13 protein-coding genes are annotated in these 15744 nt (G+C 63.2%); all 13 read right to left on the bottom strand.

All coding sequences use genetic code 11. The annotated features are described in order from the left end of the window. Positions 1–23 precede the first annotated feature (23 nt). Positions 24–668, bottom strand: coding sequence for a type VI secretion system-associated protein VasI (vasI, locus tag J3364_RS10800; RefSeq protein ID WP_349558361.1), 645 nt, complete (start codon positions 666–668; stop codon positions 24–26). 2 nt (positions 669–670) lie between these two features. Then, positions 671–2251: a sigma-54 interaction domain-containing protein gene (locus J3364_RS10795; RefSeq protein ID WP_349558360.1), complete on the bottom strand. Its 1581-nt coding sequence runs from the start codon at positions 2249–2251 to the stop codon at positions 671–673. 9 nt (positions 2252–2260) lie between these two features. Continuing rightward, entirely contained in the window at positions 2261–4912 is a 2652-nt protein-coding gene (gene tssH, locus J3364_RS10790; RefSeq protein ID WP_349558359.1) for a type VI secretion system ATPase TssH, read from the bottom strand. A 14-nt stretch (positions 4913–4926) separates the two neighbouring features. Continuing rightward, positions 4927–5721: a type IVB secretion system protein IcmH/DotU gene (icmH, locus tag J3364_RS10785; protein ID WP_123636576.1), complete on the bottom strand. Its 795-nt coding sequence runs from the start codon at positions 5719–5721 to the stop codon at positions 4927–4929. 3 nt (positions 5722–5724) lie between these two features. Beyond that, a complete protein-coding gene (gene tssK / locus J3364_RS10780) occupies positions 5725–7059 on the bottom strand; it encodes a type VI secretion system baseplate subunit TssK (protein ID WP_123636577.1) in 1335 nt (444 codons plus the stop codon). A gap of 2 nt (positions 7060–7061) precedes the next feature. Further along, positions 7062–7592 (bottom strand): type VI secretion system lipoprotein TssJ, encoded by a 531-nt coding sequence (tssJ, locus tag J3364_RS10775; protein ID WP_349558358.1) that lies wholly within the window; start codon positions 7590–7592, stop codon positions 7062–7064. Beyond that, complete coding sequence (gene tagH / locus J3364_RS10770) at positions 7589–8902, bottom strand: type VI secretion system-associated FHA domain protein TagH (RefSeq protein ID WP_349558357.1); 1314 nt, start codon at positions 8900–8902, stop codon at positions 7589–7591. Before tagH ends, tssJ begins: the two co-directional genes overlap by 4 nt. Before the next feature lie 3 nt (positions 8903–8905). Next, positions 8906–9922, bottom strand: a complete 1017-nt coding sequence (tssG, locus tag J3364_RS10765; protein ID WP_123636580.1) for a type VI secretion system baseplate subunit TssG — start codon at positions 9920–9922, stop codon at positions 8906–8908. Continuing rightward, positions 9886–11664, bottom strand: a complete 1779-nt coding sequence (gene tssF, locus J3364_RS10760; RefSeq protein WP_349558356.1) for a type VI secretion system baseplate subunit TssF — start codon at positions 11662–11664, stop codon at positions 9886–9888. The genes tssG and tssF overlap by 37 nt, the downstream gene beginning before the upstream one ends. A 4-nt stretch (positions 11665–11668) precedes the next feature. Next, positions 11669–12109, bottom strand: a complete 441-nt coding sequence (tssE, locus tag J3364_RS10755; RefSeq protein ID WP_123636582.1) for a type VI secretion system baseplate subunit TssE — start codon at positions 12107–12109, stop codon at positions 11669–11671. 3 nt (positions 12110–12112) lie between these two features. Further along, entirely contained in the window at positions 12113–13591 is a 1479-nt protein-coding gene (gene tssC / locus J3364_RS10750) for a type VI secretion system contractile sheath large subunit (RefSeq protein ID WP_349558355.1), read from the bottom strand. Between the two features lie 120 nt (positions 13592–13711). After that, positions 13712–14218 carry a type VI secretion system contractile sheath small subunit gene (gene tssB / locus J3364_RS10745; RefSeq protein ID WP_123636584.1) on the bottom strand — a complete coding sequence of 169 codons (507 nt, stop codon included), beginning with the start codon at positions 14216–14218 and terminating at the stop codon, positions 13712–13714. 387 nt (positions 14219–14605) lie between these two features. Continuing rightward, complete coding sequence (locus J3364_RS10740) at positions 14606–15034, bottom strand: hypothetical protein (RefSeq protein WP_349558353.1); 429 nt, start codon at positions 15032–15034, stop codon at positions 14606–14608. Positions 15035–15744 lie beyond the last annotated feature (710 nt).

The raw sequence follows: 15744 nt of genomic DNA, 5'->3' as shown, positions 1-15744 counted from the left end.
CGTCCTGTGTCGTCCTTGATCGATTACCAGCCGCACTCGTCGCGCAGCGGTTCCAGCGCCTTACGGAAGCCGCTGAGGTCAAACATCAGCCCGTCCAGAGCGCCTTCATCCGCCTGCAGACTCAGCTGGTTCGCATTGACCAGTCCGCGCAGGGTGCGGATGGCCGGCAGGCCGCGCCCGCCACTGACCACATAACCCTCGTCCCGCACGCGCCAGGTCTGGGACTGGGTGCGGCCGTCGGTGTCGAGCTGAAGGGACACTCGCTCGGCGGAGGTGGCCTTCGGCAGCATCACGGCGAACCGGGTGATGTCGTTGTCGCAACGCACCGTGAGCAGCGGTCGCGGTGGCACCGCCCCCAGCGCGGGCACGGTCACCAGGTAACCGGCATCCCCCTGCCCTTCCAGCGCACCGTCTTCCGGGGTACGTCGTGCCTCCTGGTCGTAGGCGGCCTGCCAGGCCAGCGGCTTGGCCGCCGGTTCCGCGGCGGCCTGTTCTGCCAAGGTGCGGACCGGCGTACCGAAGACCGCATCGAAGCAGGCCAGGCGCTCCAGACGAGCCACTTTCTGGGTGCAGGCTTCCGCTGCCGCCAGCGTCTCTGCGCTATTGGCGTGAACCTGTGCAGACCACGCGACCAGCGCGATAACGGCCCATAAAAAACGCTGACGCATGATTATCCTGTCTCCGTTACATTGAACTTCTGGCACTTGTGCGCCAGCGTGCGCTTGGGCAAGCCCAGGCTTTCCGCCGCCTGGGCCCGGTTGCCGCCGTACTGGCGCAGTCGCGCGGTGATCACCGCGGCTTCGAACGCCTGGGCCGCTGCGCGCAGGTCGTCGATGTCGTTCAACACCGGCACGCCCGGCTGCGGGACAGCCGCCCCGTCGGTCTCGTCGGCCGTGGTGTCTTCCCAATTGGCCAGGGTATCCAGCCGCAGGTCCTCGGCCTGGATGTCTTCCTGCTCCGGGGTCTGCACGCAGGCGAATTCGATCACGTTGCGCAGTTCGCGCACGTTGCCCGGAAAGGCGTACTGCTTGAGGTATTCCAACGCGTGGCTGCTGATGCCCAGCGGTCCGCGGCCTTCCCGCTCGCGGTAGCCCTGGATGAAATGGCGGCAGAGCTGTTCCAGGTCCTCGGTGCGCTCCCGCAGCGGCGTGACCCGCACCGGGAATTGGCTGAGGCGGTAGAACAGGTCGCGCCGGAAGTCGCCGTCCTTGATGCGGGTCTGCAGCGGCTGGTGCGTGGCGGCCACCAGCCGGAAATCGGAATGCACCTCCTCGCGGGCGCCCAGAGGCCGGAACTGGCGGGTTTCCAGTACACGCAGCAGCTTGGACTGCAGCGCCATGGGCATGTCGCCGATTTCATCGAGGAACAGCGTGCCGCCGTCGGCCTGGGCCAGCAGCCCCTGCTTGGCGGCGTCCGCGCCGGAAAACGCCCCCTTGGTGTGACCGAACAGTTCGTTTTCCAGCAGGCTGTCGGGGATGGCGGCGCAGTTGACCACGATGAACGGCCCGTCGCTGCGTGCCGAGAAGTCGTGGATACCACGGGCCACCAGGTCCTTGCCGCAGCCGGTCTCGCCCTGCACCAGCACCGACAGTTGGCTGCCGGCGGCACGGATCACCTGGGCGCGCAGGTCGGCCATGGGTCGGGACTGTCCGACCAGGCTCCGGGCCAACAGATCGCTTTTCTGGCGTTCGGTCTCGGTGTCGCGCAGGGAGCTGAGCGAGCGGCTCAGCAGGCGCTGCTGCCAGAGTCGGTCGTCCCGGTCCCGATGGGCCGCCCACTGCAGGCCGATCAAGGCCAGCAAGCCGTCGTACAGCGGTTGGCCGACGATGTCGTCCCAGGCGGGATCCAGACCACAGAGCACCAGCATGCCGAGGGTTCGTTTGTTGTCCGCCTTCAATGGCTGGATCCAGATGGAATCCGCGCCCCGGCTGGCGTCGAACAGGCGGCTCAGGCCGGCGTGATCGAGCCGGGCGCAGGCCACAGACGACAGCGCGCGGGCCTTGCCCTCGCGCAGGACGTGGGCGAACGGGTGCGAGAAGTCATCGCACTCGAAACGCAGGTCCGCGTCCAGCGCCGGGCAAATCAACGTGCGGCCGCTGGCATCCAGTTCCAGTACCCAGCTCCGGCTCAGGCCAAATGCCCGTTCCAGTTGGGCGGTGGCGCAGCCCAGCAGCGCCGCCCGATCCGGCTGGCGCAGCAGTTCCACCGCCAGGTCGATCCCGGTGTGCAGTTCCATCTGCATCCGTCCCATAGTGCGTCCTTAGCTTACGGTGCCAGTGAAGCGGCCATCGGCGATGCCCAGCCGGACCTCGCTGACCGTTTCCCGGGCCGCGAGTTTTTCCAGCAGCGCCAGTGAGACCGGCGGCAGCAGTTCGCCTTCGATGATCGATTCCAGCATGCGCGCACCGTTCTCGCTGCGCGTGGCGCGACTGCGGATTGCGGCCACCAGGCCGTCTTCCAGCACCACCTCGGTGCGGTAGCGATCGCGGATCTGGTCCGCCAGGCGTGCCAGCTTGTCGCCGACGATGCGGTCCAGCGTCCCCTCGCCCAGCGGCAGGTACGGCACGACTTCCATGCGGGCCAGCAGCGCCGGCTTGAAGAAGTCCGCCAGCACCGGGTAGAGGTCGTCGTCCAGGGCCGACGCGTCAAACTCGCCGTCACGTTCGGCGTGCTGGACGATGGTCTCGTAGCCCAGATTGGAGGTGAGGAAGAACACCACGTTCTGGCAGTTGATCAGCCGGCCTTCGCCGTCCGCCAGCTCGCCTTTGTCGAAGGCCTGGTAGAACAGGTTGAGCACTTCCGGATGGGCTTTTTCCACCTCGTCCAGCAACACCACCGAATAGGGCTTCTGACGGATCGCCTCGGTCAGGATGCCGCCCTCGCCGAAGCCGACGTAGCCCGGCGGTGAGCCGATCAGGCGCGAAACGGTGTGCTTCTCCTGGTATTCGGACATGTTGATGGTGGTCAGGAACTGACGACCGCCGTAGAGCAGATCCGCCAGTTGCACCACGGTTTCGGTCTTGCCCACGCCGGACGGGCCCACCAGCAGGAAGGCACCCATCGGCCGGCCCGGACGGCGCAGGTCGGCCCGCGCGGTCAGCAGGTGCTGGTGCAGCGCGGCAATCGCCGGATCCTGGCCCTTGATGTGAGCTTCCAGGTGCTGCGGCAGATGAGTGATCTTCTGCAGCTCATCAGCGGTCATGCGGTTGACGGGAATACCCGTCCAGTCGGCGATGACTTCCGCGATCTGGCGAGTGTCCACCAGGGCGTGTACCAGTGGCTCGTCCGCCTGGAGCTGGTCCAGTTCCTGTTGCAGGGCCGCGGCTTCCTGGCGCAGCGTATTCGCATCCACCGTTTCGCCTTCAGCCTCTTCTGCCGTCTCGCCTTCGGATTTCGGCGCTTCCGGGGTCAGCAAACGCTCACGTACGTCGATCAGCTGGGCGACCAGAGCCCGCTGGTTTTCCCAGCGTTCCTGCAGTTCGGCGGCTTCCGCTTCCAACGCGGCGACCTGGGTGGTGACGTCGCTCGTGCGCTGGGCATCGGTGTCCTGTCCCAGGTGGCTCTGGCGCTCGAGCAGTTCGTGTTCCATCTGCAGCTGGTGCAGTTCGCTGCGCACGTGGCTGAGCCGGCGCGGCGGGGTGCTCAGGTTGAGACTGACGCGGGCAGCGGCGGTATCCAGCACATCGATCGCCTTGTCCGGCAGCTGGCGTCCGGCCAGGTAGCGGGCGGACAGGGACGCGGCGGCGGTCAGCGCGGAGTCATCGATCAGCACCTGATGGGCTTTCTCGTAGACCGGCCGCAGGCCACGCAGGATGTGCACCGCCTGTTCGGTCGTGGGCTCGCCCAGCGCCACCGGCTGGAAGCGCCGGCTCAGGGCCGGGTCCTTCTCGAAATACTTCTTGTACTCGCGCCAGGTGGTGGCGGCGACGGTGCAGAGCTCGCCTCGGGCCAGTGCCGGCTTGAGCAGGTTGGCGGCGTCGGAACCGCCTTCGCTGTTGCCCGCACCGATCAGGGTGTGGGCCTCGTCGATGAACAGGATGATGGGCGTCGGTGAGGCTTTCACCGCTTCGATCACGCCTTTCAGCCGCTTCTCGAATTCACCTTTTACCGAGGCACCGGCCTGCATGGCGCCCAGGTCCAGCGCCCACAGGGCCACGTCTTTCAGACGATCCGGCACTTCCCCCGCTACGATGCGCAGAGCCAGGCCTTCCACCACGGCGCTTTTGCCCACGCCGGCGTCGCCCACCACGATCGGGTTGTTCTTGCGGCGACGGCAGAGGATGTCGATCATCTGGTCGATCTCGGCGTCCCGGCACAGCACCGGATCCAGCTCGTCGTTGCGCGCCCGCTCGGTGAAGTCCGACGCGTAGCGGCTGAGCATGGACTCGTCGGCCGCCACCGCCGCCGGTTTGCCGCCGTCACTCTCCGCGACCGGCTCTTCGATGGAGCCGCGGGTGATGGTGGCGAACTGGCGCTTGAGGTGTTCCCGGTTGAGGCTGTCCAGCTCTCGGGCCACACGCGGCATCAGGTAGCGGTCGGCGTTGAGCAGCAGCGCCAGGAAGATCGCGCCGGAACGCAGTTGGCCGTGCTCCAGTTCCGTGGAGGCCAGCAGCCAGGCGTCCTGGATCAGTTCGATCAGCAGTGGCGAGAACGACGGATAGGCGTCGGCGGTCTGCGGGCCGCCTTCCAGGCTCTCGCCCACCAGCGGCTGCAGGACCATGTGATCGATTCCGGCCTGGTCAAGCATCAGGCGGATGTCGGAATACGGGGTTTCCAGCAGCTTGAACAGCAGGTGCGCCGGCATGATCTCGGCGCCCTGACGGGCAATGCACAGGGCCGCGGAGGCTTCCAGGCCTTCACGGCAAATCTCGTTGAGGCGCCCGATCAGCGCCGGTAATTCAACCCGAAGCATGTGCTCTCCTTGTCCTAATTCGGGAGTTGCGCCAGCACACTGAGCACGTCCTTGATGCGCTTATCCAGTGCGATGTCGTAGAGGGTGTAGACGGTGACCATGGCGGCCACGAACACGCCGAAGATGCTCCACAGCGGCAGGCCGGTGCGGAAGCGGTTGCGCGACGGCGTAACGTGCTCGAGCGCGTTACCCAGGGTTTCCGGGGTTTCCTCGTCGTGCAGGTCGGCAATCTGGCGATGCAGGCCGGCTATGATGCGCTCGTATTCGTCGCGACCGTTTTCCATCACCTTGTAGCGGCCCTCGAAGCCGAGGCACAGCGCCACGTAGATGAACTCGAGCATGTCCCGGTAGCGGTCCGGCTCCTGCTCCATCCGCGAGAGGATGGCGAAGACCTTTTCCCCGCCCCAGGTCTCGTTATGGAACCGGGACAGGAGCGACTGCTGGGACCAGGCGCTGTGGGCGCCCCAGTCCGTGCCCAACACCGCCTCGTCGATGAAGGCGCAGAGCACGTAGCGGTAGGCCACCACCGTCGGGCGTTCGTAGCCCTGCTCGATCAGCTCGCGATCGATGTCGGTGATCTCGTCCACCACCTGCTGGTAGAGCTGGGGCACGCGATTGAAATCCGCCAGCCGGCGTACCCGGATCACCAGGCCCAGCAGCGGGATGGCGGCGTCCACCAGGCGATTGTTCTCGTAGCCCCGCAGGCGGAAGGTCTCGTCGGCGGTGACTTCGCTATTGGGGTTGTCGTCAAACAGCAGCTTGCCGAAGGAATCCTCCTGCGGGGCTGCCACTGCGCTGGAATCGTCCATGATCTAGCTCCTGATGGCCCAGAACTGCATCTCGATGCCGGGGAAATCGCCCGCCACGTGGAAGGCGAAGCCGCTGGCGTTGTCCAGCATCTGCCACGCCTGACTGCGGGCATCGAGCTGGAAGTAGGTAAAGCCGGCGTGGTACGGCAGCTGGCGCGGTGCCACCGGCAGCGGGACCAGCGGCACGCCCGGCAATTGCAGGCTGATGAGGTCGCGGATTTTCTCCACCGAACCCACCTTGCACTGCTGGATGAACTGCTTGCGCAGGTCGTCCGTCGGCATGTCCGCGCGCACCGCCAGTATGAATTCCGCCTGGCCCATGAGCTGGCTGTCCTGGATCGGCGCCACGGTCAGGCCGTACTGGCGCTGCTGCAGCTGGATCGCCATGGCGCGCGGCTCCAGCACCGTGCTCAGGGACTGGCGCAGCACCTGCATCAGCGGCGCAAACGAGGCCTCCGGCAGGTCGTGATCGTAGGGGGTGTACTCGCTGGGCAGGCGGTTCTCGTCGGTGAAGGTCACCAGCTCGCCGCACAGCTCCAGCAGGGCCTCGTAGAGCCGCTCGGGATGCAGCTGACGCACCCGCGCCAGGTGCATGAAGCGGGGATGGGCCCGGTTGAGCATCTGCAGCAGCATGAAATCGGACACGTCGGCGACGCCGCCCTGGTTGGGCGATCCCACCCGTTCGGCAATGTTCTTGGCGCGTTCACGCATCAGGCCGGCCATTTCGCCAACGAAGCGCTGCAGCTTGGGAGCCGCCCGCACGCTCAGCATGGTGGGCATGAAGCTGGCGTCCATCACCAGGCTGCCGTCCGGGCGCTTCTCCAGGATGCGGCCGATGGCGAGCGCGGCGTAGGCGCTGCGGTCATCGCGCTCCAGCATCAGGCAGGGCTTCACCTTGGCCATGTCGATCGAGTGCTGGTCACCGTCGATGGAGTGCAGGTCGCGAATGTCCTGGGTGGCCGCCAGGAAGCGCGCCGACACGCCGGATTCCGGCCACTCGATTTCCGGCAGGCTGTCCGAACCCAGCGGCAGAGCCAGGTACACCACCTGGTTGGCCACCGAGGAGTCGGTGATTTCCAGCGGCTCAGGCATGGCGTCTTCCATCGGCAGGTTAAAGCTGGTGCCGTCCGGAAAAATGCCGTTGGCCCGCACCAGGCCGATGCGGCCGAAGCTCAGGTATTCGTCGTTGAGCTGCAGGTCGCCGAACCCATAGAGGTAGTCGGACACGGCGAAGGCCCGCTCGTTGATCTGCTGCTCGAGGTACCGTTGTTGTTGCTGGAAGTGCTGCGGCTTGATGAACAGCCCGTCACTCCAGACCACGCGATTTTGTCCCGACATACTTACTTGTCCGCCTTCTGCATCATGACTTCGCGTTCCCGCAGGTTCACCAGGATGTGGTACTGGCCGCCTTCGGGCTCCACCTTGACCACCTTTTTCCACTGGGACTCGTTGGGAAAGGCATAGAACGCCACCACGCCGATGTACCGGGTGTCCGAATCAATCTCGAACGGTTCGATGTACTTGAACTGGCCCGGCACCATCGAATAGTCGCTGTGGTCGATGTAGTTGGCGCCCAGGGCGTCTTCGAGATCCTCGGTGATCTGGTCGAAATCCGCGGCCAGCATCATGGAACTGTCTTCCATCTGGATGATCTGGAAGTTCATGGGGGCCGGCTGCATGGCGTCGTTCGGGTTCATGTCCGGCTCCGCCAGCATCGCCAGGTCCACCGTCGAAGGCCGGTCTTCCGGTTCACCCACCGGGATGTCCGGATCCCAGACCACCTGGGCGGTCTTGGACACGGCCTTGAAGGGGCCGCTGCAGCCGGTCAGGCCGATCATGGCCAGTAACAGGAGTGAGTGGGCGATTTTCACAGGTTGGCCTCCCGCTGCAGTTTTCTCAGGTGGTGGTCGTAGGCCTGCTCGAACACTTCGGCGAACAGACGCTCGAAGCCGCGCTGGCGACTGGAGCTCAGCTCCTCGTAATAATGGGTGTACATTTCCCAGGCCCAGGCCGGCTCGCTCTCGCCGGGTTTCAGGGACCGGCGGTAGCCGTGGAAACGCTTCAACAGGTTGTCCGGCGAGAAGGCATGCAGGATGGCGTCCAGTGCTTCGCTGATGGCCGCCTGGGTGGCCAACTGGTGGTGGCGCAGGCCGGTGAGGCTCTCGGTGACCGCCGCCGGGGCGGACAGGTGCACGGGGCTGCGTTCACCCGCGAACAGGGTGTCCATCACCTGCCCGTAGTCCTGGCCCAGTCGCAGCGGGTTGTCCTCGATCGGCTGCAGGCGGGTGCGCAGCGCCTGGTGGCGACTGTCTTCCCGCTGGTGCAGGTCCAGCAGTCCCTGGATCGTGGCCTTGATGGTGCGACCGGCTTCTTCCAGGAAGCCCTGCATGGCGTCGCTGTTGTCGAAGCGGATGTCGCTGTCGAGTCCGCGCATCAGCGGCGCGCCACTGATGTGCTGTCGACTATGCTCCGTGGCGTCGCCACGGCTGATATCGGTGCGGTCGTCGTCCATGCGCCGCTGTCCTCCGTTAATGACGGGCAGGCGCAGGGCCCGCTCCCGTTCGTCCATGTAGGGGTCGCTGGCTTCCGGGGGTGTTCCGTACCACTCCGGATCGTCGTCGAGCAGCTTGCGTTCCTGCTCGGCGGCCAGGTCCCGGTCCTGATAGCGGAAGCCGTCCATCGGATCCCGCTGTTCCCGCTCGGTCGGAGTCGGGTCCAGGTGATCCAGAGGGTTGGCCCGCTGGGGTTTTTCCGGCTCGTATTCCGCCAGTTCGCCTTCCGGCGCGTTCACCAGCGTGGGATCGTCCGCCGCCTGGTCGAGGGGAATCGAGGTGGGCTCGTCGCCTTCGATCAGGTCCACCAACAGCAGGTAGTTGCCCACCCGCAGCCGGTCGCCGTCCATCAGCCGGGCCCGACGCCCACGGCCCACCGGCATACTGCCGCTGTTGACGTAGGTCCGGCCGGAGCGGTCGATGACGCAGTAGTGGCCGTCGATCCAGCGGATTTCGGTATGGCCGGGCAGCACGCCGGTGCGGTGCGGCGACAAGCGCCAGGTGTCGCTGTCCGCCGAGCCAATGGAACCGCCGCGTTCGCCGAAGTCGCAGCCCAGGTCAGAGCTGACGCCGACGTCCGCGGGGTTGGAAATGCTCAGTCTGAGGCGTGTCTTGGTTGCTGTGTCCATAATTCACCGCCGGATCTGGAGACGGACGGCCTGCTGTGGCACGCCCGGCGTTGGGTTAACGAAAGTGGTCCAACCCAGCCGGACATCCTTGCCCAGTTGCATGGGTTCGACGTCGTCGGACCGGATTTCCAGTTCAAGGTCGAAGGCCAGCTGCTCGCGCATGCTGAACTCGACCAGCTTGACCAGGCTCTGGTGGTCCTGGCCGTTGGGCAGGAAGTCCATGAAACGCTCGCGGCTCAGGCTCTTGAGCCGCAGGATGAACTTGCCGCTGCGGTCGCGGATGCGGTCGCCCACCAGGGTTTCCTGACCCAGGCAACCGTTGGCCCGGCCCAGCTGGGTCTGCTGGTCGGCGGGAATGGCCACCTTGCGCAGGACCCAGGGTTCGATCTCCACATCCGGCAGATCAAAGCAGTGCGCCACGATGCCGCTGACCACCTCCGGCGAGCGACTGCGCCCGGCCATCAGGCCGGCGTAGGAGAGCATCTTCGACCAGTTGATCGGGGTATCGCCGCGCAGGTCGCTGTCGCCCAGGCCCACCAGCGAGAACACATGCTCGGAGAAGGCGTCGCTGGCGCCCGGCTGGAAGCGCACGTAGTAGCGGTACTTGCGCCAGACCCGGTGGAACAGGGTCACCAGCCGGTGGTTGAAGAAATCCAGGAAGTAACGCCGCAGCCCCGACTGCTGGCCGTATTCCCAGGCCAGCTCTTCCAGGTAGTAACCCGGCAGCGGCGACTGGGAGCCGTGCAGGCCCAGGAAGCTGACTTCCATCTGGTAGGGCGCGTACTCGTGCTCCGGCAGCCCGGCCGACAGCACGTCGCTGGCCGGGAAACCCAGGCCGGCAGCCGACGAGAAGCGGATCCGCTCATGCTGCGGCGCATCGTCGGTGGCCCGCTCCAGATCGTCGCCGTGCAGGCGATGGATCAGGTCGACCAGTTGAAAGAAGTTGTAGCGGCGCGCGTTCCCCAGGACGGGCTGTAGGCCGGCTACATCAGGGGCTGCTGCCCGGTCCGTAACGTCCATGTGTACCGCTCCCGGTTTTCGGAATTCACCACGTCCAGTAGGTGAAACGCATTGATACTCGCGTAAAGCGCAAAGAAATGGCTGAGAACTGTGCCGAACAGGTAGAGATCGCCCTCCGAGGCGAACGACTGCTGGTCCAGCGTCAGCGTCGACTGGATGCCCCGCACCGGCAGGCCACGATACATGCGATCCACCGGCTGGGTGTCGATCTTCTGGATGCCCGCCAGCCGCTGCTGCGACACCCGCTCCGCCTGGCGATCCACCAGGGCGCGGAAGTCATACACCCGCAGTACCGAGCGCAGGGCGTCCACGTCCAGCAGGGACAGGTAGTTCAGCGACAGGTTGGACACCAGGGTCCACAGCAGGCTGCCATCCAGTGTGGGCCGCAGCGTCGCCGTCGGCCGGGTGATATTGCGGAAGGTGGCGAACGCCGGTGTGCTCTGGGTCGCCTCGCAGATATCCCCGATCGCCAGCTGGTTCGGTAGCTGACGGTTGGTGCAGGTGACGGTCACCGAAATGGCCTCGTGTTGATTGAGGCACAGTTGTTCGTCACCGCGTACGAACGAGATGTAGTGATCGAAGCCGTCGCCGCGCACGCTCTCGCGCACACGGACCCGGTAATACAGGGCTGTCCGGTTACGATCGCGCTCGATCTGGTGCTGAAAACTCTCGAACGCACTGTAAAGGCGCGGCTCACCCCGCTCCCGCCCGACCGGGTTGTCGAGCCAGCCTTCCACCTGGTCCACACTGAAAATCTCGTAGTGGGACACGAAGCGGCTGGAGGGCTGCATGCGGTATTCGGTCTGCCGGCCGTTGAGGTCGATGGGCTCGGCCTCGTGGCTGAACAGGTTGATCGCCGGGGTGCAGTAGAGCTGGAAATTCTCGGCTCGAACCTTGGCATCCGGCGGCAGCGTCCGGTTGAAATGGAACCGCAGCTTGAACTCGTCCACCTGGATCGCCGGCAGGTGTTTCTGCAGGCCGACCAGATCCATGAAATGGAAGGATTCAGGAAAACTCAGGTACTCCTGCAGGATGCGGTAGCCCGGGTACGCGTTCTTGGGGTACGGCAGCATCGCGTCCTCGGCCGCAAACCCGACCTGGCGCAGGCTGTCCTTGGGCAGGCGGATCACCTTGCCATCCACCTCCATCTCAACGGCCTCGAGACAGTGGTTCATCCACAGGTAAAGCGTCTGCGCGGTAAACGTATCGCCGCCCAGGTAGAAGCGCAGGCTGTCCATGCCCAGTTCCGACAGCGGTTGGTCGGTGTGCATCGCCAGGCTCAGCTCCACCGCCGACACTTCCCGGGACAGCTCGGCATGAGCGTCCGCCAGGGTCATCGGGTACATGGCGATGTCCCGGCAGGTGCGGAAACGGCACTGGGTCTGGCCCCGCCGATCGCCCACCATGCCACTGCGCACTTCCGTGTGGCTGGGAATCGTCTGCTTCTCACTGATGGCGTGCAGCAGCGGATCGAAGCGCATGATGGTGGCACTGGGGACCGGGCGCAGGTAGTTCGGCCAGAGCATGTTCAGCAGCGAGTGCGTCAGCTCCGGGAACTCGTCCTCCACCTTTTCCCGCAGTTTCCCGGTCAGGAATGCGAAGCCTTCCAGCAGGCGCTCCACATCCGGATCGGTACTCTGTTCCGACAGGAAGCGGGTCAGCTGAGGGTGGGCCTCGGCAAACTCGCGCCCCTGCAGGCGCAGGAAATTCAGTTCATCCCGATAGAATCTGTTTAACTTCACGACGTTACACCACGCGGTAATAGCGTTTGTCGTCCAACAGAAGATCGATCGTGGCTCGCTCTTCGACGTCATCCACGCGCAGGTGGACGGTGACCTGGAAGCGTAGTTGCAACGGGTCCGAGTCGTCCGGCAGTGTCGCCACATCGACGCGCTTCACGCGCGGTTCGTAGTGCTCGATACAATGCCGGATCGCGCTGCGGATCCGGATGTTCAGGTCCTGGGTGCCGAGGGTGGCATCGTTGAAGTCCACCAGCCCGAGGGCCGGTGCACTGGCGCTGTTGCCCGGATGGGCGTTGAGCAGCCGAACCAGATGCCGTTTGATGGAGTCCACCACACCGGTGGATTCGCCCATTGCAGTCCCTGCGGGCTGGGCAGCCTGATCGAGTCGCTCGAACAGGCTGCCCCGAGAGGCCTGAACACCGTGGTCACCGGTGTCCCAGCTCACGACTTACTCCTTGTCGAGGCGTCCCACCAGAGACAGCTCGAAGTTGGCACCCATGTACTTGAAGTGCGGACGGACCGCCAGGGAAACCTGGTACCAGCCCGGATCGCCTTCGACGTCAGCCACGGTCACCTGGGCGGCGCGCAGCGGACGACGGCTGCGAACTTCCGCCGGCGGGTTTTCCTGGTCGGCCACGTACTGCTTGATCCAGGTGTTCAGCTCGCGCTCGAGATCCTGACGTTCTTTCCAGGAACCGATCTGCTCGCGCTGCAGCACCTTGATGTAGTGGGCCAGGCGGTTGATGATGAACATGTACGGCAGCTGGGTGCCCAGCTTGTAGTTGGTCTCGGCTTCCTTGCCTTCCTTGGTGTTCGGGAACACTTTCGGTTTCTGCACGGAGTTGGCCGAGAAGAAGGCCGCGTTGTCACTGCCCTTGCGCATGGTCAGGGCGATGAAGCCTTCGTCCGCCAGTTCGTATTCGCGACGGTCGGTGATCAGCACCTCGGTCGGGATCTTGGCTTCCAGCTGGCCAAAGGACTCGTACAGGTGCACCGGCAGGTCTTCCACCGCACCACCGCTCTGCGGGCCGATGATGTTCGGGCACCAGCGGTACTTGGCGAAGCTGTCGGTCAGACGGGTCGCCAGCAGGTAGGCGGTGTTACCCCACAGATAGTGCTCGTGGTCACCGCTGACGTCCTCGCTGTAGTTGAAGCTGCGGATCGGGTTCTCTTCCGGGTCGTACGGCGTGCGCAGCAGGAAGCGCGGCGCGGTCAGACCCAGGTAACGGGCGTCTTCGGACTCACGCAGGGAACGCCACTTGGCGTAGCGCGGACCTTCGAAGACATCGGCCAGCTCCTTGATCGCCGGCAGCTCCTGGAAGCTGTCCACACCGAAGAAGGTCGGTGCGACGGACGACAGGAACGGGGCGTGCGCCATCGCGCCGACGGAGGAGACGAACTGCAGCAGTTTCATGTCCGGTGAGGACGGCGTGAAGGCGTAGTTGCCCACCACGGCGCCGACCGGCTCACCGCCGAACTGGCCGTAGCCGTTGGCGTAGATGTGCTTGTAGAAACCGGTCTGGGTGACGTCCGGTGCAAACTCGAAGTCTTCCAGCAGTTCCGCCTTGGTGGCGTGCAGGATATCGACCTTGATGTTCTCGCGGAAATCGGTGCGATCGACCATCAGCTTCAGGCCGCGCCAGGAGGATTCCAGCTCCTGCAGCTCCGGGGCGTGCAGGACTTCGTCCATCTGCGCGCTGATCTTGCGATCGAGCTCGACTACCATCTGGTCCACCAGGGCCTTGTTGACCGGCTGGCCTTTCTCATCGCTTTTCAGCAGGTTGGCAATAAACGTCGCGACGCCTCGGCGCGCCACATCGTATCCTTCATCCGCCGGTTGCATCCGGCTGTTGGCCATGACCTGATCGAGGAGGGAACCCTCGGCGGCTTCGGTCGCGGCGGACTGCTGTACAGCTGTATCAGACATACCACATCCCTTCAGTACGTATTGGGTCTTCGGATAAAGGCGAGCCGGCCTGCCCGCATCCTGCGGTCAGCGATTGGGGGATTCAGTCCGGTCGCCGGTTCAGTGAGACGTCGGCTCGAATCAGCCGGCTTCCGGCTCGCTTTCGCCCGTGGCCAGCTCCAGCTCGGCCAGCAGCTTCTCGCGGGCTTCATCGTTGTCGAGCAGTTCCTGCAGCTTGGTGCGGAACGCCGGCACGTTACCCAGCGGGCCTTTCAGCGCCATCAGCGCTTCACGCAGCTCGATCAGCTTGCGCAGCTCAGGCACCTGGCGGGCGATGCTGTCGGGGGAAAAGTCGGAAAGACTGCCGATTTCGAGGTTGACCGGCAGGTCGTCGGCGTCGTCTTCGAGGCGATTGGATACCGTCGTGGACAGTTTCAGACCCGCTTCTTTCATCACGGACTGGAAGTTGTTCTTGTCGACGGAAATGCTCTGACGTTCTTCGAGCGAGGTTTCTTCGGGGTGTCCCTTGAAGTCACCGACCACAAACATTTTCAGCGGTAATTCCATTTCCGCCTGTTGGTCGCCAGTTGCAGGGATATACTTGATGTTGATGCGCTCTTTTGGCGCAACGGAACCTTCCTTAGCCATGAGGACTCCTAACTCCGTTTAGCGTTGTACACTCCATATGCGCACCGTCCCGGCACGCTGTACGGTCGAAACTCTACACACCAACCCAGTCCCCCTCAAGCAAAAATTCGCCATTTTTTGGTTAATTTATGTACGCCGGGCAACTTGTTGCCAAGGATAGGGATGAAAAAACCTAAAAATCAGTGCCTTGTCAAAATATACGTAGTTGCCGTATTCGCCAAAAGTAGGTCTCAACTGGGCTTTTTTAAATCCCAAAGCCAAGTCACAAACCCATTCACACCCATATGGAAGCTTCGCCCCAGCTACTCACTAAGTGTGTTTCGAAGATAGGTCTTCTTGGAAGCGATAGGCCAGACAGCCTAATTAAACACTCAATTACATTAATAACTAATCATTACAATCATCATGTGCCATGGGTTTGTAACTCAAGATTATTAAGGTAGCTCCATTTATCACCATCAACCGATCTTCATCTTTATATACTTGAACACCAATACCTTGGTGGCCAGCATTACCATCTTTATATATTGCGCAGCTCGCCCCCCCTTTCACCTCGGCGCTTTTGACCCTCTGATATCCCGCCCCTATCAATTTCTCCCCATAAAACTTGCACACATCTTCTACTGAACGCTTGGATCTCATAATGATTAAACAACTACCTGATCCGACGGTTGTACCCACAAAAACACCTTGAGGCGGAGGCGGAAAAAAAACTTCGGAGGCCTCGGGCACCTCATCCCCAGAACTAAAATCCTCAAGCGGAGAGCCATCGGCAAAAACCCCCCATTCAGCATAGGGCTCCGACAGTGCAGGCATAGAAACTGCGAACCCAATCGCAATTACAGCACTAGGGATCCTCATCAACATTCTCCAAGCAGGCCTATCGACCTAGCTTGGCAATGCCAAGCTAGGCTTTATCGAGCTGAAACTGTGAATTAAGATAATAACTGCAGCACTTTGGCTTAACCAAGTAGATGCGAGAGTGCCCGTCGCCGGTACCGTCACAGACTTTACCAGTCAAAGTGAAGCAGCGATGAAGTACCGACAACTGACCCAAGCACAACGATACCAGATCTAGGCTTTGCGTGTGATCGGCAAAAGCCAGCGACAGATCGCAGTAATAAGTGGTACTGCGGTTATTGGTTGAATCCACGTTCTAAGGAAGAATTAGCCTGCAACCAGTGAGAATCCGCCGTATACGCGATCAAGTTATGACCAAACATATCCTCACCGTGGCGCCTATAGCTGTCGCAGCGACTGGTGCTTACCGTCTTTTTGGGGGATACAGTGCGTCAACAGATGGCTGGCTTCCGGCGAGTCAGGGAAAAGTGCGAGGGATGCCGCCAAGGCATCTGCTGACGATGCCGAACCGCTGCGAAGACGAAGAAAGATTTGTCAAATTAGTCGCCCCTGCAAAAACGCCGTTTTCAGACAGCCAGCAATTTACCGGTCTCTGCCGATTCATCCGGCAACGCCGGGGTTGACCATAAAATAGCCAATATCAGGCGTAAATGCCGTCCGTTTTC

It is taken from the genome of Marinobacter sp. NFXS9 (assembly GCF_040148665.1).
Taxonomy (GTDB): domain Bacteria; phylum Pseudomonadota; class Gammaproteobacteria; order Pseudomonadales; family Oleiphilaceae; genus Marinobacter_A; species Marinobacter_A mangrovi.
This window is presented reverse-complemented; position numbering and strand designations above follow the sequence as displayed.